This window comes from Zavarzinia sp. (assembly GCF_041650655.1).
GTDB lineage: Bacteria > Pseudomonadota > Alphaproteobacteria > Zavarziniales > Zavarziniaceae > Zavarzinia.
This window is the reverse complement of sequence record NZ_JBAZKR010000026.1, coordinates 23,568-46,637: the sequence shown is the minus strand read 5'-3', so window position 1 is coordinate 46,637 and position 23,070 is coordinate 23,568. Positions and strand designations below refer to the sequence as shown.

General features: G+C 67.8%; 23 protein-coding genes. 18 read left to right on the top strand and 5 right to left on the bottom strand.

Features of this window, described 5'->3' with window-relative positions; translation table 11 throughout:
* Positions 1 to 151: 151 nt before the first annotated feature.
* The 3 genes from WC493_RS08130 to WC493_RS08120 form a co-directional block, all read right to left on the bottom strand.
* Positions 152 to 985, bottom strand: a complete 834-nt coding sequence (locus WC493_RS08130) for an SDR family NAD(P)-dependent oxidoreductase (RefSeq protein WP_373064394.1) — start codon at positions 983 to 985, stop codon at positions 152 to 154.
* A 148-nt stretch (positions 986 to 1,133) separates the two neighbouring features.
* Positions 1,134 to 1,544: a c-type cytochrome gene (locus WC493_RS08125; protein ID WP_373064392.1), complete on the bottom strand. Its 411-nt coding sequence runs from the start codon at positions 1,542 to 1,544 to the stop codon at positions 1,134 to 1,136.
* Between the two features lie 104 nt (positions 1,545 to 1,648).
* Complete coding sequence (locus tag WC493_RS08120) at positions 1,649 to 2,578, bottom strand: MurR/RpiR family transcriptional regulator (RefSeq protein ID WP_373064390.1); 930 nt, start codon at positions 2,576 to 2,578, stop codon at positions 1,649 to 1,651.
* Between the two features lie 273 nt (positions 2,579 to 2,851).
* On the opposite strand from WC493_RS08120, the gene WC493_RS08115 reads away from it, so the two are divergent.
* The 7 genes from WC493_RS08115 (at position 2,852) to WC493_RS08085 (ending at position 11,302) form a co-directional block, all read left to right on the top strand.
* Complete coding sequence (locus tag WC493_RS08115) at positions 2,852 to 4,297, top strand: amino acid permease (protein ID WP_373064388.1); 1,446 nt, start codon at positions 2,852 to 2,854, stop codon at positions 4,295 to 4,297.
* A gap of 71 nt (positions 4,298 to 4,368) precedes the next feature.
* On the top strand, positions 4,369 to 5,736 hold the full coding sequence (locus WC493_RS08110; RefSeq protein WP_373064386.1) for a glutamine synthetase family protein: 1,368 nt from the start codon (positions 4,369 to 4,371) through the stop codon (positions 5,734 to 5,736).
* Positions 5,736 to 7,127 carry an aldehyde dehydrogenase family protein gene (locus tag WC493_RS08105; protein WP_373064384.1) on the top strand — a complete coding sequence of 464 codons (1,392 nt, stop codon included), beginning with the start codon at positions 5,736 to 5,738 and terminating at the stop codon, positions 7,125 to 7,127. The genes WC493_RS08110 and WC493_RS08105 overlap by 1 nt, the downstream gene beginning before the upstream one ends.
* Before the next feature lie 11 nt (positions 7,128 to 7,138).
* Entirely contained in the window at positions 7,139 to 8,317 is a 1,179-nt protein-coding gene (locus WC493_RS08100; protein ID WP_373064382.1) for an iron-containing alcohol dehydrogenase, read from the top strand.
* A 15-nt stretch (positions 8,318 to 8,332) separates the two neighbouring features.
* On the top strand, positions 8,333 to 9,193 hold the full coding sequence (locus WC493_RS08095; protein WP_373064380.1) for a type 1 glutamine amidotransferase: 861 nt from the start codon (positions 8,333 to 8,335) through the stop codon (positions 9,191 to 9,193).
* A gap of 121 nt (positions 9,194 to 9,314) precedes the next feature.
* Positions 9,315 to 10,559, top strand: coding sequence for an FAD-dependent oxidoreductase (locus WC493_RS08090; RefSeq protein WP_373064378.1), 1,245 nt, complete (start codon positions 9,315 to 9,317; stop codon positions 10,557 to 10,559).
* 149 nt (positions 10,560 to 10,708) lie between these two features.
* Positions 10,709 to 11,302 (top strand): RBBP9/YdeN family alpha/beta hydrolase, encoded by a 594-nt coding sequence (locus WC493_RS08085; RefSeq protein ID WP_373064376.1) that lies wholly within the window; start codon positions 10,709 to 10,711, stop codon positions 11,300 to 11,302.
* On the opposite strand, the gene WC493_RS08080 is transcribed toward WC493_RS08085, so the two are convergent.
* A complete protein-coding gene (locus WC493_RS08080) occupies positions 11,303 to 11,959 on the bottom strand; it encodes an MBL fold metallo-hydrolase (protein ID WP_373064374.1) in 657 nt (218 codons plus the stop codon).
* A gap of 97 nt (positions 11,960 to 12,056) precedes the next feature.
* On the opposite strand from WC493_RS08080, the gene WC493_RS08075 reads away from it, so the two are divergent.
* The 3 genes from WC493_RS08075 (at position 12,057) to WC493_RS08065 (ending at position 14,917) form a co-directional block, all read left to right on the top strand.
* Positions 12,057 to 12,695, top strand: a complete 639-nt coding sequence (locus WC493_RS08075) for a DUF502 domain-containing protein (RefSeq protein WP_373064372.1) — start codon at positions 12,057 to 12,059, stop codon at positions 12,693 to 12,695.
* A gap of 70 nt (positions 12,696 to 12,765) precedes the next feature.
* The gene (locus tag WC493_RS08070) at positions 12,766 to 14,670 is read left to right on the top strand and encodes an acyl-CoA synthetase (RefSeq protein ID WP_373064370.1); all 1,905 of its coding nucleotides are present in this window, start codon (positions 12,766 to 12,768) and stop codon (positions 14,668 to 14,670) included.
* A gap of 67 nt (positions 14,671 to 14,737) precedes the next feature.
* A complete protein-coding gene (locus tag WC493_RS08065; protein ID WP_373064368.1) occupies positions 14,738 to 14,917 on the top strand; it encodes a hypothetical protein in 180 nt (59 codons plus the stop codon).
* A gap of 102 nt (positions 14,918 to 15,019) precedes the next feature.
* On the opposite strand, the gene WC493_RS08060 is transcribed toward WC493_RS08065, so the two are convergent.
* Complete coding sequence (locus tag WC493_RS08060) at positions 15,020 to 15,238, bottom strand: hypothetical protein (RefSeq protein WP_373064366.1); 219 nt, start codon at positions 15,236 to 15,238, stop codon at positions 15,020 to 15,022.
* 139 nt (positions 15,239 to 15,377) lie between these two features.
* Here WC493_RS08060 and ccoN point away from each other — a divergent pair, with 139 nt between their 5' ends.
* From ccoN to ccoS, 8 genes are read left to right on the top strand one after another with little or no spacing between them, the layout of a single operon-like run.
* A complete protein-coding gene (gene ccoN / locus WC493_RS08055) occupies positions 15,378 to 16,847 on the top strand; it encodes a cytochrome-c oxidase, cbb3-type subunit I (RefSeq protein WP_373064364.1) in 1,470 nt (489 codons plus the stop codon).
* A gap of 12 nt (positions 16,848 to 16,859) precedes the next feature.
* On the top strand, positions 16,860 to 17,597 hold the full coding sequence (gene ccoO, locus WC493_RS08050) for a cytochrome-c oxidase, cbb3-type subunit II (RefSeq protein ID WP_373064362.1): 738 nt from the start codon (positions 16,860 to 16,862) through the stop codon (positions 17,595 to 17,597).
* Positions 17,598 to 17,615: 18 nt separating this feature from the next.
* Complete coding sequence (locus WC493_RS08045) at positions 17,616 to 17,774, top strand: cbb3-type cytochrome oxidase subunit 3 (RefSeq protein WP_373064360.1); 159 nt, start codon at positions 17,616 to 17,618, stop codon at positions 17,772 to 17,774.
* 1 nt (position 17,775) lies between these two features.
* Entirely contained in the window at positions 17,776 to 18,657 is an 882-nt protein-coding gene (gene ccoP / locus WC493_RS08040) for a cytochrome-c oxidase, cbb3-type subunit III (RefSeq protein WP_373064358.1), read from the top strand.
* A gap of 37 nt (positions 18,658 to 18,694) precedes the next feature.
* Complete coding sequence (ccoG, locus tag WC493_RS08035) at positions 18,695 to 20,143, top strand: cytochrome c oxidase accessory protein CcoG (protein ID WP_373064356.1); 1,449 nt, start codon at positions 18,695 to 18,697, stop codon at positions 20,141 to 20,143.
* Positions 20,140 to 20,634: a FixH family protein gene (locus WC493_RS08030; RefSeq protein ID WP_373064354.1), complete on the top strand. Its 495-nt coding sequence runs from the start codon at positions 20,140 to 20,142 to the stop codon at positions 20,632 to 20,634. The genes ccoG and WC493_RS08030 overlap by 4 nt, the downstream gene beginning before the upstream one ends.
* Positions 20,631 to 22,835 carry a heavy metal translocating P-type ATPase gene (locus WC493_RS08025; RefSeq protein ID WP_373064352.1) on the top strand — a complete coding sequence of 735 codons (2,205 nt, stop codon included), beginning with the start codon at positions 20,631 to 20,633 and terminating at the stop codon, positions 22,833 to 22,835. Before WC493_RS08030 ends, WC493_RS08025 begins: the two co-directional genes overlap by 4 nt.
* Positions 22,823 to 23,002: a cbb3-type cytochrome oxidase assembly protein CcoS gene (ccoS, locus tag WC493_RS08020; protein WP_373064350.1), complete on the top strand. Its 180-nt coding sequence runs from the start codon at positions 22,823 to 22,825 to the stop codon at positions 23,000 to 23,002. Before WC493_RS08025 ends, ccoS begins: the two co-directional genes overlap by 13 nt.
* Positions 23,003 to 23,070: the final 68 nt, after the last annotated feature.

Here is a 23,070-nt window from a genome sequence, read left to right as displayed (position 1 = left end):
AGGCCCCTACAGTTTAGCGGTCTGGTGACTGGGGGCCAACCGCAACGGTGAAGCCTGGCTTGCCGGCGATGGAAACAGTTTAGCGGTCTGGTGACTGGGGGCCAACCGCAATAGGCGAACGTTCTCCCGGTCAATGCTCTGGAGCCCGCGTTTACGGCGCGCTCGACCAGGGCGCCGGCCAGTCCTTGCCGAAGAGTTCGGTGTCGGCATCGTCGTTGGTGCGGTTGAGGGCGAGTTCGGTGCCGCCGTCGACGGCGAAGCTCTGGCCCGTCACCCACTTCGCCGTGGCGAGGTAGCGGACGGCTTCGGCGACTTCCGAAGGATCGGCCGGGCGGCCCATGGGGATCACCTCGCGCGCCCGGGCCGCCATCACCTCTTCACCGAACATCGACTTGACGCCGGCGGCGACCGTCATGCCGGGACGCACCGCGTTCACCCGGATACCCAGGCGGGCGCATTCCTTGGCCGCCCCCTTCACCATCGCCTCGACCGCCGCCTTGGCGGCGCAGTAGGGGGTGAGGTGGGTCGAGGGCAGGCTGGCGCAGACCGAGGAGATGCAGGTCACCGAACCGCCCCGTTCCAGCATCGGAATGCCGAAACGAAGCGCCAGGAAGGCACTGGTCAGGTTCCGCTCGATCACCAGCCGGAAACTGTCGAGGGAATGCAGCACCAGGGGTTTCAGGCCCAGGCTGCCGCCCACCGTGGCGACGATCATGTCGAGCCGCCCCTGTAGCCCGTGGGCGGTCTCGAGGGCGCGGCGCATATCGGCTTCCGAGCAGGCGTCGCCCGCCGCGACGGCCACCATGGCGGCAGGATAGCGGGTCGCCAGACGTGCTCGTGTGGCCTCCAGTTCGCCCATCCGGCGCGCCACCAGGAGCACGGCGGCGCCGTCCGCGGCCAGGCGCTCGGCGCAGGCGGCGCCGATCGCGCCGCTACCACCGGTGATGATGGCCGTGCGGCCGGCGAGCGAGGGAGGAAGTGTCATGGGTGGCCCCGTCTTGTCCTGGGTGGCGACAAGGTCGGACGTTGCGCCGGGGCCGTCATCCCTCGCCTGGACTAGGCAATCTTCCGTCGAGGATCGCCCCGGGAGCGCGAGGCACGGGAAGGCTGGATCGCCTTCCCGGCCCGTTGCGTCAGTGGGAACTCAGGATGTAGTCGATCAGAATCGCGGCTTCCTCGTCGGTGACGGGCTGGCGGGCGTCCTCGGGCGGCATCTTGCCGGGGCCCCAGTGATAGGGGGCGCCTTCGCCGGTGCCGGCGTGCACGATCGGCATCAGCATCATCTTGGCATTCGCCAGGCCCTCGAAACGCCGCGCGATATCGCCGAAGGATGGCGCGAGGCCGCCGCTGCCCTTGGCGCCGTGGCACACGAAACAGCCTTTTGCCTTCGCCAGTTCTTCCGGCGTCAGCGCCTGCGCCGGCGCGGTCGCCGCCGCCGCCAGCGACAGGAAGCCCACCGCCAGGAGCGCACGGGTGACCGCCTGTTTCCTGCCCTTGTTGGTCGCCGTGCCGACGTCGGGCGACTGTTTGATAGTTGCAGACATTTGAGCCCTCTCGAGTTGACAAGGTCGACCACCGGCGCGGCATTTCCGATGGCCAGCTCCGTTATACCACACTCGTCGCGCGATGAATGGGCTCCCCCTGGGGTTCAGTCCTCCGCCCGCCCGGGGGGCGCGGGGGCTCGCAGCCGGTCGCGCAGGTCTTCGATCGCGGCCAGGCGCTTTTCCAGTTTCGGGCCGGCCAGGGCGCTCACCCGGGCGATCAGGGCTTCGGCCAGGGCGAAGAGGGCGGCGGTCGAATCCCAGGTTCCTTCGGTCCGCACTTCGGCGGTCAGCACGATGCGGGCGTGCGGTGTCGAGGGCGTCTCGCGCTGATCGGTCAGCAGGATGACATCGGCCCCGCGGGCGGTGGCGGCCTCGGCGAAACGGCCGATCGTGGTCGAATGGCGCCGGATGTCGAACAGCACGACGACGTCGTTCCGCCCGAGATCGGCCAGCCGGTCGGCCCAGGCATCGGCCTGGGCGTCGGGGCGGAGCACATTGCCGCGCACGATGTCGAGGTGGAGTGCCAGGTAATGGGCCAGCGTCTGGGTGAAGCGGCCGCCCAGGACCTGGAGGCGGCGGCGCGGCTCGGCCAGCAGGCGGGCGGCGCGTTCGAAATCGGCACGCGGCACCTGGGCGAAGGTGGTGGCCATATTCTGGGCGACGCGGGCGGCGAAACGGGCCAGGAAATCGTCCTGGCGCGGGCGCCGCGTACTCGCCGCGGTGAGCCGTTCGAGCGGCGATTGCAGGCCGGCCGCGACCTCGTGCTTCAGCGCCGCCTGGAAGGCGCCGTAGCCGGCAAAGCCGAGCTTGGCGACGAAGCGCAGCACCGATTGCGGGCTGGTACCGGCGCCGCGGGCGAAGGCGCCAATCGAGCCGAGCCCGGCCATCGGATAGGTGGCGAGCAGGTGGCCGCCGGCCAGCGCTTCGCGCGGGGTCAGGTCGGTCATCGCGGCCTGCACCCTGTCGAGCACGGTCTCACCCTGGCGAAGCGGGCGGGCGGCGGAACGGGTTACCGCGCGGGCGAGGCGGGGCATGCCGTGTTTCCTCCTTTTCTTGGCCGGACGAGGGTCTGATCAGGTTGGATCATTCGTGCCAGCATTGACAGTCCTCACGCGCTTTGGAACGATCATTCGAACAACTCGGGCGCAAAAGCCCGGCCAGGGAGCGGCTTCATCGGTCCAATCTCGCAACGGGTGCTGGGGAGTACAACCATGTCTGGGTCAGAGAACGGTTATACAGAGGCCGAGCATCATAAGGATGTTCAGGTCCTGCACAGCATGGGCTATGCCCAGGAGCTGGAAAGGCGCATGAGCGCCTTTTCCAATTTCGCCATCTCCTTCTCGATCATCTGCATTCTGGCCGGCGGCATCACCGCCTTCCAGCTCGGCTTTTCGGCCGGCGGCGGGGCCTCGATCGGGCTCGGCTGGCCGCTCTCGTGTATTCTGTCGCTCATCGTGGCGGCCTCGATGGGGCAGATCGCTTCGGCCTATCCGACCGCGGGCGGCCTCTATCACTGGGCCTCGATCCTGGGCGGCCGTGGCTGGGGCTGGGCCTGCGCCTGGATCAACCTGCTCGGCCTCGTCTTCGTCGTCGCCTCGGTCGACGTCGGCGTCTGGTTGCTGTTCCGCGACCTCGTGCTGGGCGGCGTCTTCGGTGTCGACGTCTCGGGCTTTGGGCCCACGTCGCAGTTCGTCGCGGTGGCGATCATCCTGATCAGCCAGGCCGTGTTCAACCATGTCGGCATCCGCGCCACCACGATCCTGACCGATTTCTCGGGCTATCTGATCCTGGTCGTCGCCATCGTGCTGACCATCGCCCTGCTGATCGCGGCGCCCTCGATCGACCTCTCGCGTCTCTTCACCTTCACCAACAACACGGGTGACGCGGGTGGTGGCGTCTGGCCGGCGACCGGCTCGGCGATCCTGGCCTTCGGCCTCGGCATGTTGCTGCCGGCCTATACGGTGACCGGCTTCGATGCCTCGGCCCATACTTCGGAAGAGACCCGTTCGGCCCAGACCAGCGTGCCGCGCGGCATGCTGACCTCGGTGTTCTGGTCGTTCCTGTTCGGCTATTTCATGATCTGCTCCTTCGTGCTGGCCATGCCGGACACGACGGAAGGCGCCAAGCAGGGCCTGAACGTCATCTTCTGGACGATCGACGGTACCTCGATCCCGAAGCCCCTGAAGGACGCGCTCTATATCGGCATCGTGGCGGCCAACTATCTCTGCGCGCTGGCCGGCCTCACCTCCTTCTCGCGCATGATCTTCGCCTTCGCGCGCGACGGCGGCCTGCCCAAGATCCTGGCCAAGGTGAGCCCGACCCACCGCACGCCGGTCCATGCCGTCTGGGTGGCGGCGATCCTGGCCTATATCTCCACCCTCTATTCGCCGGCCTTCGCGGCACTGGCGGCGGGCTGTGCCGTCTTCCTCTATCTCTCCTATGCGATGCCGATCGCGGCCGGCTTCTTCGCCGAGGGCAAGACCTGGACCACCTTCGGGCCGTTCCGCCTGGGCGCCATGTCGAAGCCCTTCGCGGTGATCACCGTGGTCTTCGCGCTGGCCCTGCTGTTCCTCGGCCTGCAGCCGCCGAACGACATCCTGGTCAACTACAGCCTGGGCATCCTGGTGCTGCTCCTGGTCGGCTGGTACGCGCTCGAACGCCGCCGCTTCCAGGGCCCACCGGTCGGCGACATGATCAAGAAGCGCGCTGCCGAGATCAAGGCGGCCGAAGCCGCGGTCGGCGAACCCGGCTGATTACATGATGTACCCCGGCCGCACTCGACGCGGCCGGGTTTCCATAAGAAAAATTCGGGAGGAAGTTTGCCATGTTGCCGGTGGAGGTGAAAACCGCCGCCGATGCCCGGGCGATCGTCGAGGAACGGGGCCTGACTCACGTCAAGGTCGGGGTCTTCGACGTCGACGGCATCATGCGCGGGAAATACATGTCGCGGGAGAAGTTCTTCTCCGCCCTCGACAACGGCTTCGGCTTCTGCGACGTCGTGCTCGGCTGGGATTCGAACGACCAGCTCTATGACAATGTGCGTTACACGGGCTGGCACACCGCCTATCCGGACGCGCCGGTCCGCGTGGTGCCGGAAACCTGCCGGGCGGTGCCGGACGAGGGCGACATGCTGCTCTTCCTCGGCGAATTCGCAGAGGGGGCGGAGGCGGTCTGCCCGCGCGGCGTGCTGCGCCGGGTCCTGAAACGGGCGGCCGACATGGGCTTTTCGGTCAGTGCCGCGGCGGAATTCGAATTCTTCCTGTTCGACGAGACGCCCCATTCGATCCGCGAGAAGCACTACCGCGGCTTGAAGAACCTGACCCCCGGCTTCTTCGGCTATTCGGTGCTGCGCTCCTCCGTCCATGCGGAATTCTACCGCGATCTCCTGACGCTCTGCGAAGCCATGCGGATGCCGCTCGAGGGCCTGCACACGGAAACCGGGGCCGGCGTGCTCGAAGCCGCCATCACCTATTCCGAAGCGCTGGAGGCCGCCGACCGCGCCGCCCTGTTCAAGACCTTCACCAAGGTGCTGGCGCAGCGGCGCAATCTGATGGCCACCTTCATGGCCAAATGGTCGCACGACTGGCCGGGCCAGTCCGGCCATCTCCACGTCTCGCTGAAGGGCAAGGGCGGCAAGGCGGTGTTCCACGATCCGGGGAAGCCGTCCAACATGTCCGACACCATGCGCTGGTTCGTCGGCGGCCAGCAGGCGCTGATGCCGGAACTGCTGGCCATGGTCGCCTGCACCGTGAACAGTTACACGCGGCTGATCCCCGGCTTCTGGGCGCCGACCGACGCGACCTGGGGGGTGGAGAACCGGACCTGCGCGCTCCGCGTCATTCCCGGCAGCCCGAAGAGCCAGCGGGTCGAATACCGGGTCGCGGCCGCCGACATCAATCCCTATGTGGCGCTCGCCGCCGCGATCGGCTCCGGCCTCTGGGGCATCGAACATAAGATCGAGCCAGACCCGGCCGTGGTCGGCAATGGTTACGCGGTGAAGCACCCGGCCAAGCGGCAACTGCCGCGCAGCCTGGGCGAGGCGGCGTCCCGCCTGGCGAAATCCAAGCCGGCCAAGGCCCTGTTCGGCGAGGACTTCGTGCATCACTTCGCCTCGACGCGCGAATGGGAAGAACGGGAAGCCCGCCGCGCCGTCACCGATTGGCAATTGGCCCGCTATTTCGAGATCATCTGATGTCCGGCATGATTCAGACCATCAGCCCGGTCGACGGGCGAACCTATGTCTCCCGCCCGCTGGCCGACCATGGCGCGATCGAGGCGGCGCTGCTGCGCGCCAGCGGGGCGGCCTATATGTGGGCGGCGACACCGCTTCCCGAACGGCTGGCCCGCCTGACCGCCCTGGTCGACGCCATGGTCGCCATGGCGGGCGAGATCGGCCCCGAGCTGACCTGGCAGATGGGCCGCCCGGTCTCCCAGACGCCGGGCGAGGTGCGCGGCTTCGAGGAACGAGCGCGTTACATGATCGGATTGGCGCCACAGGCGCTGGCGCCGGTCGATCCCGGGCCGAAGGAGGGCTTCATCCGCGCCGTGAAGCGGGTTCCGCTCGGCGTCGTCGCGGTGGTGGCGCCCTGGAACTATCCCTATCTCACCGCGGTCAACGCGGTGGTGCCGGCGCTGGCCGCCGGCAATGTGGTGATCCTGAAGCACAGCCACCAGACGCCGCTGGTGGCCGACCGTTTCCAGGCCGCCGCCGATGCCGCCGGCCTGCCGCCCGGGGTGTTCCAGCATCTCGACCTGTCGCACGCCGACACGGCGCGGCTGATCGGCGATCGCCGGATCGCCCATGTCTGCTTCACCGGCTCGGTCGCCGGGGGGCACGCAGTCGTGCAGGCGATGGAAGGCGGCTTCGGTACCGCCGGCCTCGAACTCGGCGGCAAGGACCCGGCCTATGTCCGGGCCGATGCCAACCTCGCCCATGCGATCGAGAATATCGCCGACGGCATCTTCTTCAATTCGGGGCAGAGCTGCTGCGGCATCGAGCGCGTCTATGTCCACGACAGTCTCTACGACGCCTTCGTCGAAGGGGTCGTGGCTTTCGCCAAGGGTTACAGGCTGGGCGACCCGACCGATCCCGCCACCAACCTCGGCCCCATGGTGCGGACGTCGAGCGCCGAATTCGTTCGCGCCCAGGTCGCCGAGGCGGTGGCGCAGGGGGCGCGCGCGCTGATCGATCCCCGCCATTTCGCCGCCGACCGGCCGGGCACGCCCTATCTGGCGCCCCAGGTGGTGGTCGATGTCGACCATTCCATGCGCCTGATGACGGAGGAGACTTTCGGCCCGGTCGCCGGGATCATGCGCGTCGCCTCCGACGAGGCGGCGATCGAGTTGATGAACGACAGCGCCTATGGCCTGACCGCAGCGATCTGGACCTCGGACGTCGAAGCGGCGGAATCGATCGGCGACCGGCTGGAAACCGGCACGGTGTTCATGAACCGCTGCGATTACCTCGACCCCGCGCTGGCCTGGACCGGGGTCAAGGACACCGGCCGGGGCGCCACCCTGTCGCGCGTCGGCTACGAGCATCTGACACGGCCGAAGAGCTTCCACCTGCGCAGCAAGATCTGAGAGAGGCGAGCATGACCGCCACCCTGAAGGGCGCCTGGAATTACCCGACCCGCGTGCTGGCCGGGCCCGGGCGCATCGCCGAACTGGCCGACGCCTGCCGTGGCGCAGGCATCCTGAAACCCCTCTTCGTCACCGACAAGGGCCTGGAGACCAGCGCCATCGCCGCCCGCGCCATGGCGGTGCTGCGCGACGGCGGCCTTTCGCCCGGCTTCTATGCAGAGATTCGCTCCAACCCGGTCGAGGCCAATCTGACCGACGGCCTCGCGCTCTACCGGGCCGGCGGGCACGACGGGGTGGTGGCCTTCGGCGGCGGCTCGGCCATGGATGTCGCCAAGCTGATCGCCTTCATGTCCGGGCAGAAGCGCCCGGTTTGGGATTTCGAGGATGTGGGGGACTGGTACACGCGGGCCGATCCCGCCGGCATCGCCCCCGTGATCGCGGTGCCCACGACGGCCGGCACCGGCTCCGAGGTCGGCCGGGCCGCCGTGCTGACCGACGGCGCCACCTCCACCAAGAAGATTATCTTCCACCCGAAGATGCTGCCCGTCCTGGTGATCGAGGATCCGGAGTTGACGGTGGGCCTGCCGCCCCATGTCACCGCCTGGACCGGGCTCGACGCCTTCACCCATTGCTTCGAGGCCTATTCGGCGCTCGGTTTCCATCCGCTGGCCGACGGCATCGCGCTCGAAGGCATGCGGCTGGTGAAGGACTATCTGCCCCGTGCCTTCGCCAAGGGCGACGATATCGAGGCCAGGGCCAAGATGCTGGCCGCCGCCACCATGGGCGCGACCGCCTTCCAGAAGGGCCTGGGGGCGACCCATTCGATCGCGCACCCCCTGGGCGTGCTCTACGACACGCCGCACGGACTGGCGAATGCCGTCATCCTTCCCTATGTGATGGTCTACAACCGGCCGGCCATCGAGGACCGCATGCCGCTGCTCGCCCGGGTGCTCGACCTGCCCCGGGCGGATTTCGACGGCGTGCTCGACTGGCTGCTCGGCTTCCGCAAGGCGCTCGGCATTCCCGCCAGTCTCGGCGAGGTGCAGGTGCCCTTGGCGCGGGCGGCGGAAATCGGCGTGATGGCGGAACACGATCCCTCGACCGGGACCAATCCGCGTCCCGCCGCCGCCGCCGACATGGAAAAGATCTTCCGGGCGGCGCAATCGGGCGACCTCGCCGCCGCGGGATAGGGTGAAGGACGGCACATGGAACTGCGGCTTCTGGTGGTCGAGGGCAATACGGCGGCGGGGCGGGAGCGCGCGGTCGCTTCCGGCGGCGCGCCCGCGGGCGAAGCCTATGCCGCCCTGCTGCGCGACCTGGCGCCCGATGCCACCGTGGACATCTGCTATCCGGCCGATCCCGGCACCAACCTGCCGGGGGTCGAGGAATTGGGTGCCTATGACGGCGTCGCCATCACCGGCTCCGCCCTCAACGTCTATGACGGCGGCCCGGCGATCGAACCGCAGGTGCGCCTGGCGCAGGATGTCTTCCGCGCCGGCACGCCCATGTTCGGCTCCTGCTGGGGTCTCCAGGTCGCCACCGTGGCGGCCGGCGGCACGGTGCGCGCCAATCCGAAAGGGCGCGAGATCGGCGTCGCCCGCAAGATCGCGGTGAACGAGGCGGGCCGGGAGCATCCGCTGTTGGCCGGCCGGCCCCCGGTTTATGACGCGCTCTGCGTCCATCTCGACGAGGTGGAGGTGATGCCGGCGGGCATGACCGTGCTCGCCGGCAACGAGATGAGCGAGGTGCAGGTGGCCGAGATCCGCCACGGCGCCGGCATTTTCTGGGGCGTGCAGTATCACCCGGAATATTCCTTCGGCGAGCTGGCGGCGGTGCTGCGCCGCTATGGCCCGGTCATGCAGCGCGACGGCTTCGTGCACGAGGGGGCGGAACTCGAGCGGGTGATCGCGCTCTACGACGGGCTCCAGGCCCTGCCGGCGGACAAGGCCCTGGCCTGGCAGCTCGGCGTCGACCGCCAGACCCTCGATCCCGCCGAACGCAACCGCGACATCGCCAACTGGCTGGAATTCCTGGTCCGCCCCACCGCCGCCCGCCGCCGCGCCTGAAAATCGGGGCCTCGACCCCGCGTCATGCAGGGGGCGGGGGCCCTCATGTGCGGCTGGCCCTTTCGTTCGCCGCCCGCCGGTGGCTATGATCGCTGAGGTTTCATCGGGCGGGGTTGAAGGAATGGCGAAGTCTGACGTCGTGGTCCTGGGTGCCGGCATCGTCGGCGTTTCGGTCGCCCTGCACCTCCAGGCCCGCGGGCGTTCGGTCGTGCTGCTCGAAAAGAGCGGCATCGGCGAGGGGACGTCCTTCGGCAACGCCGGCCTGATCGAACGGGCCAGCGTGGTGCCCTATTCCTTCCCGCGCGATCTCCTGGATCTCGCGCGCTATGCCCTGAACCACAATGTCGACGCCCATTACGACCCGCTCTTCGCGCCCAAGATCGCGCCCTGGCTGGCCCGCTTCTGGTATTATTCCTCGCCTCAGCGCCTGGCCAAGATCTCGGCCGAGCTGTTGCCCCTGATCCAGAATTCGCTGAGCGAGCACAAGGCCCTGATCGAACCCGCGGGGCTCCAGCACCTGATGCGCGAAGTCGGCTGGATCGAAGTCTTCCGCAAGGAATCGAGCCACCAGAAGGCGATCGCGGAGGCGAAGGAGATCTACGCCCCCCACGGCCTGAAATTCGACGTGCTCGACGCGGCAGGGCTCAAGGCGCGCGAACCCTATGTCTCCGACGTGGTGGTGGGCGGTGTCCATTGGCTCGACCCCGCTTCGATTCTGGACCCGAGCGCCCTGGTCAAAGGCTATGCCGCGCTGTTCGAGAGAAGGGGCGGCACGCTGGCGACCGGCGACGCCCGCAGCCTCGACGTCACCGGCGGCGGCTATCGCTTCGTCACCGATACCGGCCCGGCCGAGGCGGCGGAGGCGGTGATTGCCCTCGGCCCCTGGGCCAACGACGTCTACGAGCCGCTGGGCTACGACTTCCCGCTGGCGGTGAAACGCGGCTACCACATGCATTACAAGCCGGTCGGCAATGCGGTGCTCAATCACACGCTGCTCGACGTCGACAAGGGCTTCCTGCTCGCCACCATGAACCGCGGCGTGCGCCTGACTACCGGCGTCGAATTCGCCGACCGCGACGCCCCGCCGACCCCGGTCCAGCTCGAACGGGCGGAGCCGATCGCTAAGGAACTCTTCCCCCTCGGCGAGCATGTCGATCCCGAACCCTGGATGGGCCGGCGCCCCTGCCTGCCCGACATGAAGCCGGTGATCGGCCCGGCGCCCAAGCACAAGGGCCTCTGGTTCGCCTTCGGCCACAACCACCACGGCCTGACACTGGGCCCCGTCACCGGCCGCCTGCTGGCCGAGATGATGACCGGCGCCGAACCCTTCACCGACCCGACGCCCTACCGCGCCGACCGTTTCTGAGCAGCGGAGCCTCGGCTGGCAGCCGGGGCTCTGCAGTTCTGGGTATATTGAACACAGAAATACTGCATTGAAATTTATAAATTTCATATTGTAGTGTGAATATCGGACGGCCACATGAATTCATGTTGTTTCTGTCCGGAGCCAGCGCCATGACCCTCGACTCACCGCCCTATCTGATCGTGCCCGGCCTCGGCAATTCGGGCCCCGGCCATTGGCAGAGCCATTGGCAGGCCGAGCTGCCGCGGGCGCGCCGGCTGGAACAGGCGGAATGGGAGCGGCCGCGGCTGGCCGACTGGCTGCCGCGGGCGATCGCCGCGATCGAGGCGGTACCGGGGGCGGTGCTGGTCGCCCATAGTCTCGGCTGCGTGCTGACCGCCCATGTCGCGGCGGCCAGGCCCGATCTCGATATCGCCGGCGCCTTGCTGGTCGCCCCGGCCGATGTCGAGCAGCGCGGGCGCGCGCCGGACTTCCTGGCCGATTTCGCCCCGGTGCCGCGCGACGCGCTGCCGTTCCCCGCCATCGTGGTGGCCAGCCGCAACGATCCCTATATGGATTTCGGCCGCGCCTGCGACTGGGCCGGGCGTTGGGGTGCCCGGGTGGTGGATGCCGGACCTGCCGGCCACATCAACGTGGCGTCCGGCCACGGCGCCTGGGCGGCGGGCAGGGCGCTGCTCGCCGAATTGGCGCCGCCGCGCCGGCGGGCCGGGGCGGCGGCCCGGCTGGCCGCGGGCGTGCCGGCCTGATCAGGCGCCGGCCGCCAACACCCGGTCGCCGACGAAGGGGTTGGAGCGCCGTTCCGCCCCGAAGGTGGAATGGGGGCCGTGGCCGGGCACGAAGGTGACGTCGGCGCCCAGCGGCCAGAGCTGCTCGGTGATCGAGCGGACCAGGGTCGCGTGGTCGCCGCGCGGGAAATCGGTCCGTCCGATCGAGCCCTGGAACAGCACGTCGCCCACGATGGCGAGCTTGCTCGGGGCATGGAAGAAGATCACATGGCCCGGCGTATGGCCCGGGCAGTGGCGCACCTCGAGCACTTCCTTGCCGACGGTCACGGTATCGCCGCCCTCGAGCCAGCGATCCGGCGTGAAGGCGGGGTGGACCGGGAAGCCATAGGCCTTGCCCTGGGTCTGGAGACTGTCGATCAGGAACTGGTCGTCGCGGTGCGGGCCCTCGATCTTGACACCGGCTTCTGTCGCCAATTCGCCCGCGGCCGAGGCATGGTCGAGATGGCCGTGGGTCAGCAGGACTTTCTCCAGCGTGATGCCCACTTTCTGGATCGCGGCGCGAATCCGGTCCAGATCGCCGCCGGGATCGATGGCGGCGCCCTTCATGGTCTCGTCGCACCAGACCAGGCTGCAGTTCTGGGCGAAGGGGGTGACCGGGACGATTCCGACTTTCAACATGGCAGGCCCACCGGCGATAATTCCGCCCGGTCTCTAACACAAGGCGGCTAGGATGCCCACATCCGCCGCCTGTCCTGTGTATCGGGGGTCGAGCATCATGGAACGCATTCGCCGCAACATCATGGCAGGGTTGCTGGCCAGCCTGCCCCTCCTGCTGACGGTCTGGGTCGTCGGCATCGTGTTCGATTTCCTGGTGGCGGCCGGGCGGCCGCTGGTGCTGGCGGTGGCCGGTGCGGTCGACACCTGGGCGCCCGGCGTCGCCATGATCCTGCAGCAGAGCTGGTTCCAGACCGGGCTCGCCGCCTTCGTCACCCTGCTCGCGCTCTATGTCCTGGGGGCGGCGACCACGGCCGTGCTCGGGGCGCGGGTCTGGCATTTGTTCGACCGGCTGATGGCGCGCATTCCCTTCGTCGAGTCGGTTTACGGCGCGGTGCGCAAGCTGATCGCCTCGTTCCAGCAGGCGCCGGCCGGTCAGCAGCGGGTGGTGCTGGTCGAATTTCCCAATCCGCAGATGAAGACGCTGGGCTTCGTCACCAAGGTCTTCACCGATACGGAGACGGGGCAGGAGATCGCCGCGGTCTACGTCCCGACCGCGCCCAACCCGACCTCCGGCTATATGGAACTGGTGCCGGTCGAGAATCTGGTCTGGCTCGACTGGACGGCCAACGAGGCGATGCAGTTCATCCTCTCGGGCGGTACGTCGGCGCCGGACCGCCTGACTTTCGGCAAGTCTTGACCCCGGCGGGCGGTACGCCGATCTTGGCTCCCCGCACAATGCCTCGCAGAAGGCGCCAGGGGAGAGTGAGATGGACGACGCGATCAGAATCGCGACTTACGACGACGTGCTGGCGGTCGAATCGGTACCGCTGGAGCAGCGCCTAGCCGGCATCACCGATACCTATTCGGTCCTGAGGCACGCGGCGGATCGCTTCGGCGACGCCCTGGCGCTCCGCTTCCTGCTTCTGGGCGATCCCGCGCTGCCCAGCGCCGATGTGACCTATCGCGAGCTCTTCGCCAATGTGACGCGCGCCGCCAACGCCTTCCATGGCCTGGGCGTCGGGCCGACCGATGTCGTCACCCTGTTGCTGCCCAACCTGCTGCAGACCCATTACGCGCTCTGGGGCGGGGAGGCGGCCGGTATCGCCAATCCGATCAATCCCCTGCTGGAGCCCGAGAAGATCGCCGCCATCATGCGGAGTGCCGGGGCCAAGCTGCTGGTCACCCTGGCGCCCTTCCCGCAGTCCGACCTGTGGGACAAGGCGGTTCAGGTGATCGATCAGGTGCCGAGCCTCGAAGCCGTGCTGCGGATCGACCTCGCCCCCTTCGTGCCGGAGCCGATGCGCCCCATGCTGGCCGCGCTGACGCCCGAAGACCGGCGCCCGGCGCGCGACCTGCCGATCCTCGATTTCGACGCCACGATCGCGGCCCAGCCGGGCGACCGCCTGCTCTCCGGCCGGGTCATCCGCGCGTCGGACATCGCGTCCTATTTCCATACCGGCGGTACCACGGGCACGCCCAAGCTCGCCCGCCACAGCCATTTCAACGAAGCCTTCGAAGCCTGGCTGCTCGGCTCCATCATGGGGGCGGAGGCGGACGACGTGATCCTGTGCGGCCTGCCGCTGTTCCATGTGAACGGCACGGTGGTGACCGGCATCGCCGCCTTCGCGGGCGGCGCCACGGTGGTGATCCTGACACCCCAGGGCTACCGCGGGCAGGGCGTGATCCAGAACTTCTGGGCTCTGGTCGAGCGCTTCAAGGGCAATTCCTTCTCCGGCGTGCCGACCCTCTACGCCGCCTTGCTGGACGTGCCGATCGGTACCTGCGACGTGTCTTCCCTGAAGACCGCGATCTGCGGGGCGGCCCCCATGCCGGCCGACCTGATCCGCCGCTTCGAGGCGGCCACGGGGGTGAAGATCCTCGAAGGTTACGGCATGACCGAGGGCACCTGCGCCAGCGCCACCAATCCCCGCTTCGGCGAGCGGCGGGCGGGCTCGGTGGGCTTCCGCCTGCCCTATGTCGAACTGCAGCCCATGGTGGTCGACGGCGAGCGCAAGCCGGTACGGCCCTGCCCGGTGGGCGAGGTCGGCACCCTGTTCATGAGGGGCCCGCAGCTCTTCGCCGGCTATGTCGGCCAGCCGGCACCGGACGATTGGTTCGACACCGGCGACCTCGCGCGTTACGACGAGGAGCATTATCTCTGGCTGGTCGGGCGGGCCAAGGACCTGATCATCCGGGGCGGCCACAACATCGATCCCCAGATGATCGAGGACGTGCTGGTCGGCCATCCCGCCGTGCTGCTGGCGGCCGCGGTCGGCCAGCCGGATGCCTATGCCGGCGAACTGCCCACGGTCTATGTCAGCCTGCGCCCGGGGGCGACGGCGACGGAACAGGAGCTGGCCGACTACGCCCGCGCCCATGTCCCCGAGCGCGCGGCGGTGCCCGTGCACATCGAGATCCTGCCCGAGATGCCGGTCACCGCGGTCGGCAAGATCCACAAGCCGCCGCTCCGCCAGATGGCGGCACGCCGGGTCATCGAGAAGGCGCTGGCCGACTCGGGCCTGACGGCGACGGTTGAGACCTTCGACGATCCGAAGCGTGGCCTGACCGCCCGGATCGCGCCGGCGCCCGGCACCGACCTCGATGCCTTGCGCATGGTCACCGGACGATTCGCCCTGGCTGTCGAAATTATCGGGAGTGTGGCCGCCGGGTAACAAACGACTCGCGTCGCCGAGCTCCCGCCGTTAGGTTAACGGCGGCAATTGTGCAGGAGGCCCGACGATGTCCGATCGCGATACCGAAAAGACCATCCCCGCCGTGCAGTACCAGCTCGTCGCAACCGGCGGATCGGCGCAGATCATCGCCTTTCCCCAGCCTTCACCGGAAGCCAAGCTGGTCGCCGCCGAAAAGGCATTGAGTTCGGCGGCCGCCAGCGTCTACGCCGCGGGCGACGAAGATTAGGCCGCCGCCGGCGGCTTTACGGTTTCCGGCAACGCAGAAAGTCCCGGCACCGCCCTGCGGCGGCCGGGACTTTCTTTTTTTGGCGCTTTTCGGCGTGCGGCTTCAGACCTTCTTGCCGAAATAATACATGGTCATCAGCAGCGAGAAGATCATGAAGCCGAAGCCTTCGACATAGCCCTGCTGGTCCGGCGCGTGGGCGGCCAGCATGACGCCGAAAGCGCAGATCAGCAGGAAGGCGATGCCCATCAGTACGGGGGCGATGCGGCCGCCGGACTCTGGCGGGGCGTCGAAGACGATATCGTGGTTTTCCGCGATGCTCATAGCGGGCTCCATAAGTCGAAAGTGTCGCAACCGTAGGGACCGAATGACCCCCTCGCCCTGATCTGGATCAAAGCGGCTGATCACCCCATCGCCCACATTCGGCCACAGTTTGCTAGGTCGCCAATGAGGGGCGCAAACCATGACCATGTCTGCATCCTTGTCTCCGGGACAAAGTCCCGACGCACCCGTCGCCTACCGCGACGACGTGGTGCGCTGGTTCATGATCGCCGCAGTTTTCTGGGCGGTCGTGGGCATGCTGGTCGGCGTATTGATCGCCGCACAGCTCACCTTTCCGGCCCTGAACCTCGGTCTGCCGTGGACCTCGTTCGGCCGGCTCCGCCCGGTTCATACGTCGGGCGTGATCTTCGCCTTCGGCGGGTCGATGCTGATCGGCACGTCGTTCTATATCGTGCAGCGGACCTGTAAGGCCCGGCTGTTCGGTGGCTTCGCCCCGGTCTTCGTGTTCTGGGGCTACCAGTTCTTCATCGTCATGGCTGCGCTCTCCTACGTTCTGGGCGGGTCCCAGGGCAAGGAATACGCCGAGCCGGAATGGTACGTCGACCTGTGGCTGGCGGTCGTTTGGGTGACCTACCTCGTGGTCTTCATGGGGACGATCATCAAGCGCAAGGAGCCGCACATCTATGTGTCGCTCTGGTACTTCCTGGCCTTCATCGTGACCATCGCGGTCCTGCACATCGTCAACAACCTGGCGGTGCCGGTCTCCTTCTTCGGCACGAAGAGCTACTCGGCCTTCTCTGGCGTCCAGGACGCCATGACCCAGTGGTGGTACGGCCACAACGCGGTGGGCTTCTTCCTGACCGCCGGCTTCCTCGGCATGATGTACTACTTCGTGCCGAAGCAGGCCGAGCGGCCGATCTGGTCCTATCGCCTGTCGATCGTGTCCTTCTGGTCGCTGATCTTCGTCTACATCTGGGCCGGTCCGCACCACCTGCACTACACCGCGCTGCCGGACTGGGTGCAGACCCTGGGCATGACCTTCTCGATCATCCTGTGGATGCCGTCCTGGGCCTCCATGGTGAACGGCATCATGACCGTGTCGGGCCGCTGGGACCGCCTGCGCACCGACCCGATCCTGCGCTTCCTGGTCGTCGCCGTGGCCTTCTACGGCATGTCGACCTTCGAAGGTCCGCTGATGTCGATCCGCGCCGTGAACGGCCTCAGCCACTACACCGACTGGACCGTCGGTCACGTGCACTCGGGCGCCCTCGGCTGGAACGCCTTCATCTCCTTCGGTGCGCTCTACTACCTGTTCCCCAAGCTGTGGGGCCGTAAGGAGATCTACAGCCAGGCGGCGATCCGTCTGCACTTCTGGCTCGGCACTGTCGGCATCGTCCTCTACATCACCGCGATGTGGGCGAGCGGCATCATGCAGGGTCTGATGTGGCGCGCTTACGACAGCCTCGGCTTCCTGCAGTACAGCTTCATCGAAACCGTCGCGGCCATGCATCCCTTCTACGCGATCCGTACCCTGGGCGGCCTGTGCTTCCTGACCGGTACGATCATCATGGCGTGGAACCTGTGGATGACGGTGAAGGCCGGCAAGCCCGTCGAGGCGAGCCCGCGTCCCGCCCTGCAGCCGGCCGAGTGAGGAGGACCCATCATGGCTAACATTTATTCGATCCATGACGCCCTCCAGAAGCACTCGATCAAGCTGCTGGTTGGCATCGTCGCCGCGGTCTCCGTCGGTGGTCTCGTCGAAATCGCGCCGCTGTTCCTGATCGAGAGCACGATCGAGAAGGTGGACGGGATGCGTCCCTACACCCCGCTCGAGCTCGCGGGCCGGAACATCTACATCCGCGAGGGCTGCTATCTCTGCCACAGCCAGCAGATCCGTCCGTTCCGCGACGAAGTGGAACGTTATGGGCCTTACAGCCTGGCGGCCGAGAGCATGTACGACCACCCGTTCCAGTGGGGTTCGAAGCGTACCGGTCCGGACCTGGCCCGCGTCGGCGGCAAATACTCCGACGACTGGCACGTCCGTCACCTCTCGAACCCGCAGAGCGTGGTGCCGGAATCGGTCATGCCGTCCTATGCCTTCCTGGCGACGACTCCGATCTCCGGTGCCGACATCGCGGACCACCTGAAGACCCTGCGTGTCGTCGGCGTGCCCTACACCGACGACCAGATCGCCAACGCCACTCAGGATTTCGCCGCCCAGGCGACTCCGGATGGGGCGCCGGCGGACTTCGCGGCCCGCTATGCCAAGGCATCGTCGCGTGATTTCGACGGCAATCCCGAGCAGGTGACGGAGATGGACGCGCTGGTCGCCTATCTCCAGATGCTCGGCACGCTGGTCGATTTCCCGAAGATCGTGCCCGACGCCGATTTCAACCGCTGAGGCGAGGGGGGATACGTCATGGACTTCGACGAAGCCCTGGTGTTGAGCCAGATCGTCTCGACCGTGCTGTTCTTCGGCCTCTTTATCATCTTTACCGTCTGGGCCTATCGGCCGGGCGGGCGGCGTGTCTACGAGGATGCCGCGCGCATTCCCTTCGACGCTGCCGAGGAGAAGTGAAATGACCGAACATCGCAAATATGAAGTCGACCCGGTCACGGGCAGCCCGATCCATCCCTACAGCTGGGACGGTATCGGCGAACTGGAAACGCCGCCGCCGCGCTGGTGGGTGCTGACCTACGCGGCCTGCGTGGTCTTCGCGCTGGCCTGGTGGGTGCTCTATCCGGCATGGCCCTATATCGCGGGCTACACCAAGGGCGTGTTGGGTTTCTCGACCCGCGTCCAGGTGGCGGAGACGCTGGCGGCGGCCAAGGCCGCCCAGGCGCCCTACAACGACAAGCTGGCCAAGCTCGACTATGCCGCGATCGCGGCCGACCCCGAGCTGTCGACCTTCGCTCTCGCCGGTGGCAAGGCGCTGTTCCAGGAGAACTGCTCGCAGTGCCATGGTTCGGGTGCCGCCGGTAACGTCGGCTATCCCAACCTGCTGGACGACGACTGGCTCTGGGGCGGCAATTACGCCACCCTGGAACAGACGATCCAGCACGGCATCCGTGCGCCGGGTGACGATGCCACCCGCGTCGCGCAGATGCCGGCCTTCGGCAAGGACAGCATGCTGACCCGGGCCCAGATCGACGACGTCACGGCCTATGTCCTGTCGCTCTCCGGCACGGCTCCGGCCGATCCGGCGGCGGCCGAGCGCGGTGCCCAGCTGTTCACCGACAACTGCGTCGCCTGCCATGGCGAAAAGGGCGTCGGCAACCGCGATGTCGGCGCGCCGAAGCTCGCGGATTCGATCTGGCTCTACGCCGGCGACGCCAAGTCGGTCGCGGCCCAGGTCTTCAATCCGAAGCACGGCGTGATGCCGGCCTGGGCCAGTCGTCTCGACCCGCTGGCGATCAAGAAGCTGGTGCTCTACGTCCACAGCCTCGGCGGTGGTGAGTAACTAGAAGCGATCTTGAAGCGATAGAGTGAGTACGGCCATGACTTCCCAACGCAGTTCCACCCCGACCTATATCGACGAGGAAGACATTCCCGTCTGGGCGGCGAGGCCCAAGGCCTTTCCGAAGAAAGTGAAGGGGCCGATCCGGAACCTGAAGTGGGCCGTCATGGCCGTCTTGCTGGGTATCTACTGGGGGGTGCCGTGGTTGCGTTTCGACCGCGGCCCCTTCGCCCCCGACCAGGCGGTCCTGATCGACCTGCCCGGCCGCAAGGCCTATTTCCTGTGGTTCGAGATCTGGCCGCAGGAAGTCTACATCATCACCCTGATGCTGATCGTCGCGGCGATCGGCCTCTTCTTCATCACCGCTATGCTGGGCCGCGTCTGGTGCGGCTATGCCTGCCCGCAGACCGTGTGGACCGACCTTTTCGTGCTGGTCGAACGGTGGGTCGAAGGCGACCGGGCCCAGCGCATGAAATTGGACCGCGCACCTTGGAGTTTGTCTAAGTTCCGCAAGCGGGTATCCAAATACGCCCTGTGGATCCTGATCGGTGCGGCCACCGGCGGCGCCTGGGTGCTCTATTTCAACGATGCTCCTTCCGTGGTGCCGGCGATCTTCACGGGCACGGCCGGCACGGCGGTCTATGCCACCATCGGCTTCCTGACCTTCTCGACCTTCCTGCTGGCCGGGGTGGCGCGCGAGAACGTGTGCACCTACATGTGCCCCTATGCGCGCTTCCAGTCGTCCATGTTCGATCCCGACACGCTGCTGGTCTCCTACCACCCGGCGATCGGCGAGCCGCGCGGCAAGCACAAGGCGGGCGAGAGCTGGGAAGGCCGCGGCCATTGCATCGACTGCCACCAGTGCGTCGAAGTCTGCCCGACGGGTATCGACATCCGCGAAGGCCTGCAGATGAACTGCATCTCCTGCGGCCTGTGCATCGACGCCTGTAATGCGATCATGGACAAGGTGGGCCTGCCCCACGGCCTGATCTCCTACGACACCGAACGCAACGTCGAGCTGATCGCGGCCGGGCAGAAGCGGCGGTGGAACTTCTTCCGCCTGCGCACCCTCGGCTATGGCGTGATCTTCACGGTCGCCGGCATCGCCATCGTCTATTCGCTGCTCGCCCGTTCGACGCTCGACGCCAGCGTGCTGGCCGACCGCAATCCGATGTTCGTGAAGCTCTCGAACGGCGACCTGCGCAACGGCTATACGCTGAAGCTCCTGAACAAGACGCCCCAGCCGCACAAGGTGAGCATCGTGCTCCAGGGTCTCGAGGGCGGCGAACTCACCGTGCTCGGCCACGAGGGCGAGGCGAACCCGGAAGTCGCCCTGTCGCCCGAACAGGTCGCCGCCATCCGCATCTTCGTGCGCCTGCCGGCCGAGCACTGGGCAGGCAAGCCGATCGACTATAGTTTCAAGATCGACGAAATCGGCGAAGACGTCAGCGTGACCGCTGGCGCTCGTTTCGAGGGACCGCAGAAATGACGATCGCGAACAACGAGATCCCCCGCGCGCGGGGGGGGCTGACCGGCCCAAAGGTGCTGGCTTGGTGCGTCGGCTTCTTCGTCTCCGTCGGGGCGGTGAACGTCTATATGGTGACGACCGCCCTGGAAAGTCAGCCCGGCCTGGTCGCCGACCACCCCTACGAGCGCGGCCTCGCCCACAACGACGTGCTGGCGGCGGAAGCGAAGGAGCAGGGGCTCGGCTGGAAGCTCGGTTCCAAGGCGGCGGACGGCGTTCTGACCGTCACGTTGCAGGACGCGGCCGGCCTGCCGGTCAGCGCGGAACGGATCGACGTCCGTCTGCTGCGGCCGAGCGACGCGCACCTCGACCGCCAGCTGGATCTGGTGGCGGACGGCGCCGGCCAATGGCGTGCGGCGATCGACGGCGCGGCCGCCGGCCTGTGGCATCTCGCGGTCGTCGCCGAGCGCGGCGGCCAGCGTTACGACAGCTACGAGACCCTGGTTCTGCCATGAGCATCGCCGCCGATCATTCGGGCGTCGTGCCGCGCGTCGAAACCGAAGGCGACGTCAACCGCCTGATGCTGGCGGTCGACGGCATTCATTGCGCCGCCTGCGTGCAACGGATCGAACGCGCCCTGACGGCGGAACCCGACGTGGTCGGCGCGCGGGTGAATTTCACCACCCGCCGTCTGTCCCTGGCCTGGCGCGGCGCCCCCGCCCGCGCCACCGACTTCATCGACCGGCTCGACGACATGGGCTTCACCGCCCGGCCTTTCGATGCCGGCAAGCTGGCCGCCGCCGATGCCGCCAACGACCGCCGCCTGATGCGCGCCATGGCCGTCGCCGGCTTCGCCGCCGGCAACGTCATGTGGCTGGCGATCTCGGTCTGGGCCGGGGTCTTCGCCGACATGGGGCCGGCGACCCGCGGGCTGCTCAACTGGGTGCAGGCGCTGATCGCCCTGCCGGCCGTCGTCTATGCCGGCATGCCCTTCTATAGCTCGGCCTGGCACGCGGTCCGGAGCGGCCGCGTGAACATGGACGTGCCGATCACGGTGGGCGTGTCGCTCGCCGCCGTGATGAGCCTGGTGCAGGCCATCATCGGGGCCGAGGAAGTCTATTTCGACGCCGCGATCTCGCTCGTCTTCCTGCTCTTGGTCGGGCGCTTCCTGGATCAGCGTGCCCGCGGCCGGGCCCGTGCCGCGGCGACCCATCTGCTCTCCCTCGCGGTGACCGAGGTGACACGCGTCACGGCCGATGGGCGGACCGAATTCGTGCCGATCGAGGCGGTGCGCCCGGGCGACCATCTGCTGGTCGCCGCCGGTGCCAAGCTGCCGGTCGACGGCATCGTCTATGCCGGCCGCTCGGCCCTCGACACCAGCACCCTGACCGGCGAGAGCGTGCCCGCCACCGTCGGTGTCGGCGATCAGGTCTTCGCCGGCACGATCAACACGGGCGGCGCCCTGACCATCGAAGCCAAGGCCGTCGGTCCGGACACCGTGCTGGCCGAGATCGTGCGTTGCATGGAGGCGGCGGAGCAGGGCAGGGCGCGCTATGTCGTGCTGGCCGATCGCCTGGCCAAGCTCTATGTCCCGGTCGTCCATGGCCTCGCCCTGATCACCTTCCTCGGCTGGTGGCTCTGGCCGATGCACGCCGATTGGACGGTCGCGCTGCTCAATGCCGTCGCCGTGCTGATCATCACCTGCCCCTGCGCTCTGGCGATCGCCGTGCCGGCGGTCCAGGTGACCGCCTCGGGCCGCCTGTTCAAGCGCGGCATCCTGCTGAAGAGCGCCACCGCGCTCGAGCGTCTGGCCGAAGTCGACACGATCGTCTTCGACAAGACCGGCACGCTGACCGAAGGCCGGCCGGAACTGGTCGATGCCGCCAAGGTGCCCGCCGCCGCCCTGACCCTGGCGAGCGGTCTCGCCGCCGCCAGCCGCCATCCGCTGTGCCTGGCGCTTCGCCGGGCCGCGGGCGACGTGCCGGCGCTGACCGGCGTGGTCGAACTGCCGGGCGACGGGCTCGAAGCGACGGTCGACGGACGTCTGGTCCGCCTCGGCCGGCGTGATTTCGCTGCTCCCACGGCGCCGGAGATCGACGACGGCTGCGCCGAAATGTGGCTGGCGGGCGAAGGGCAGGCGCCGGTTCGCCTGGCCTTCCGCGATGCCCCGCGCACCGATGCGGCTTCGGTCGTCGCCGCGGTGAAGCGGCGCGGCTATCGCGTCGCCCTGTTGTCCGGCGATCGGCCGGCCGCGGTCGCCGCCCTGGCCGACCAGCTCGGCATCACCGAATGGCGCGCCGCCCAGCGCCCGGCCGACAAGGTCGCCGCGATCGAGGCCCTGAAGGCCGAAGGGGCCCGCGTTCTCATGGTCGGCGACGGCATCAACGATGCGCCCTCGCTGGCCGCCGCCCATGCCTCCATGGCGCCTTCCGCCGCGGCCGACATCAGCCGCACCACGGCCGACGTGATCTTCCAGGGGGCAGGGCTCGACGCCGTGCCGGCCACGCTCGACGTGTCCCACCGTGCCCAGCGTCTGGTGGTTCAGAATCTGGTGATTTCTCTCCTCTACAATGCCACCCTGGTGCCGCTCGCCGTGATCGGCCTGGTGACGCCGCTGATCGCCGCAGTGGCGATGTCGGTCTCGTCGCTGACCGTCATTCTGAACGCCCTGCGCCTCGGCCGCGCGGGCAAGGGGACGCAGACATGGACATCCTGATCTTCCTGCTGCCCACGGCGCTCCTGATGGGCCTGGTCGGCCTCGCCGCCTTCCTCTGGGCGATGAAGACCGGCCAGTTCGACGACCTCGAAGGCGATGCCGCTCGCATCCTCTACGACGACGAGACACCGGCCCCGGTCGATGCTCCCCGGGGCAAGAAGGCCTGAAAACCGCCTTCAGGAATTCTGAAGCCGCACTTGTCTGATCGGCCCCGCCCGGCTAATCAAGCCGGGCA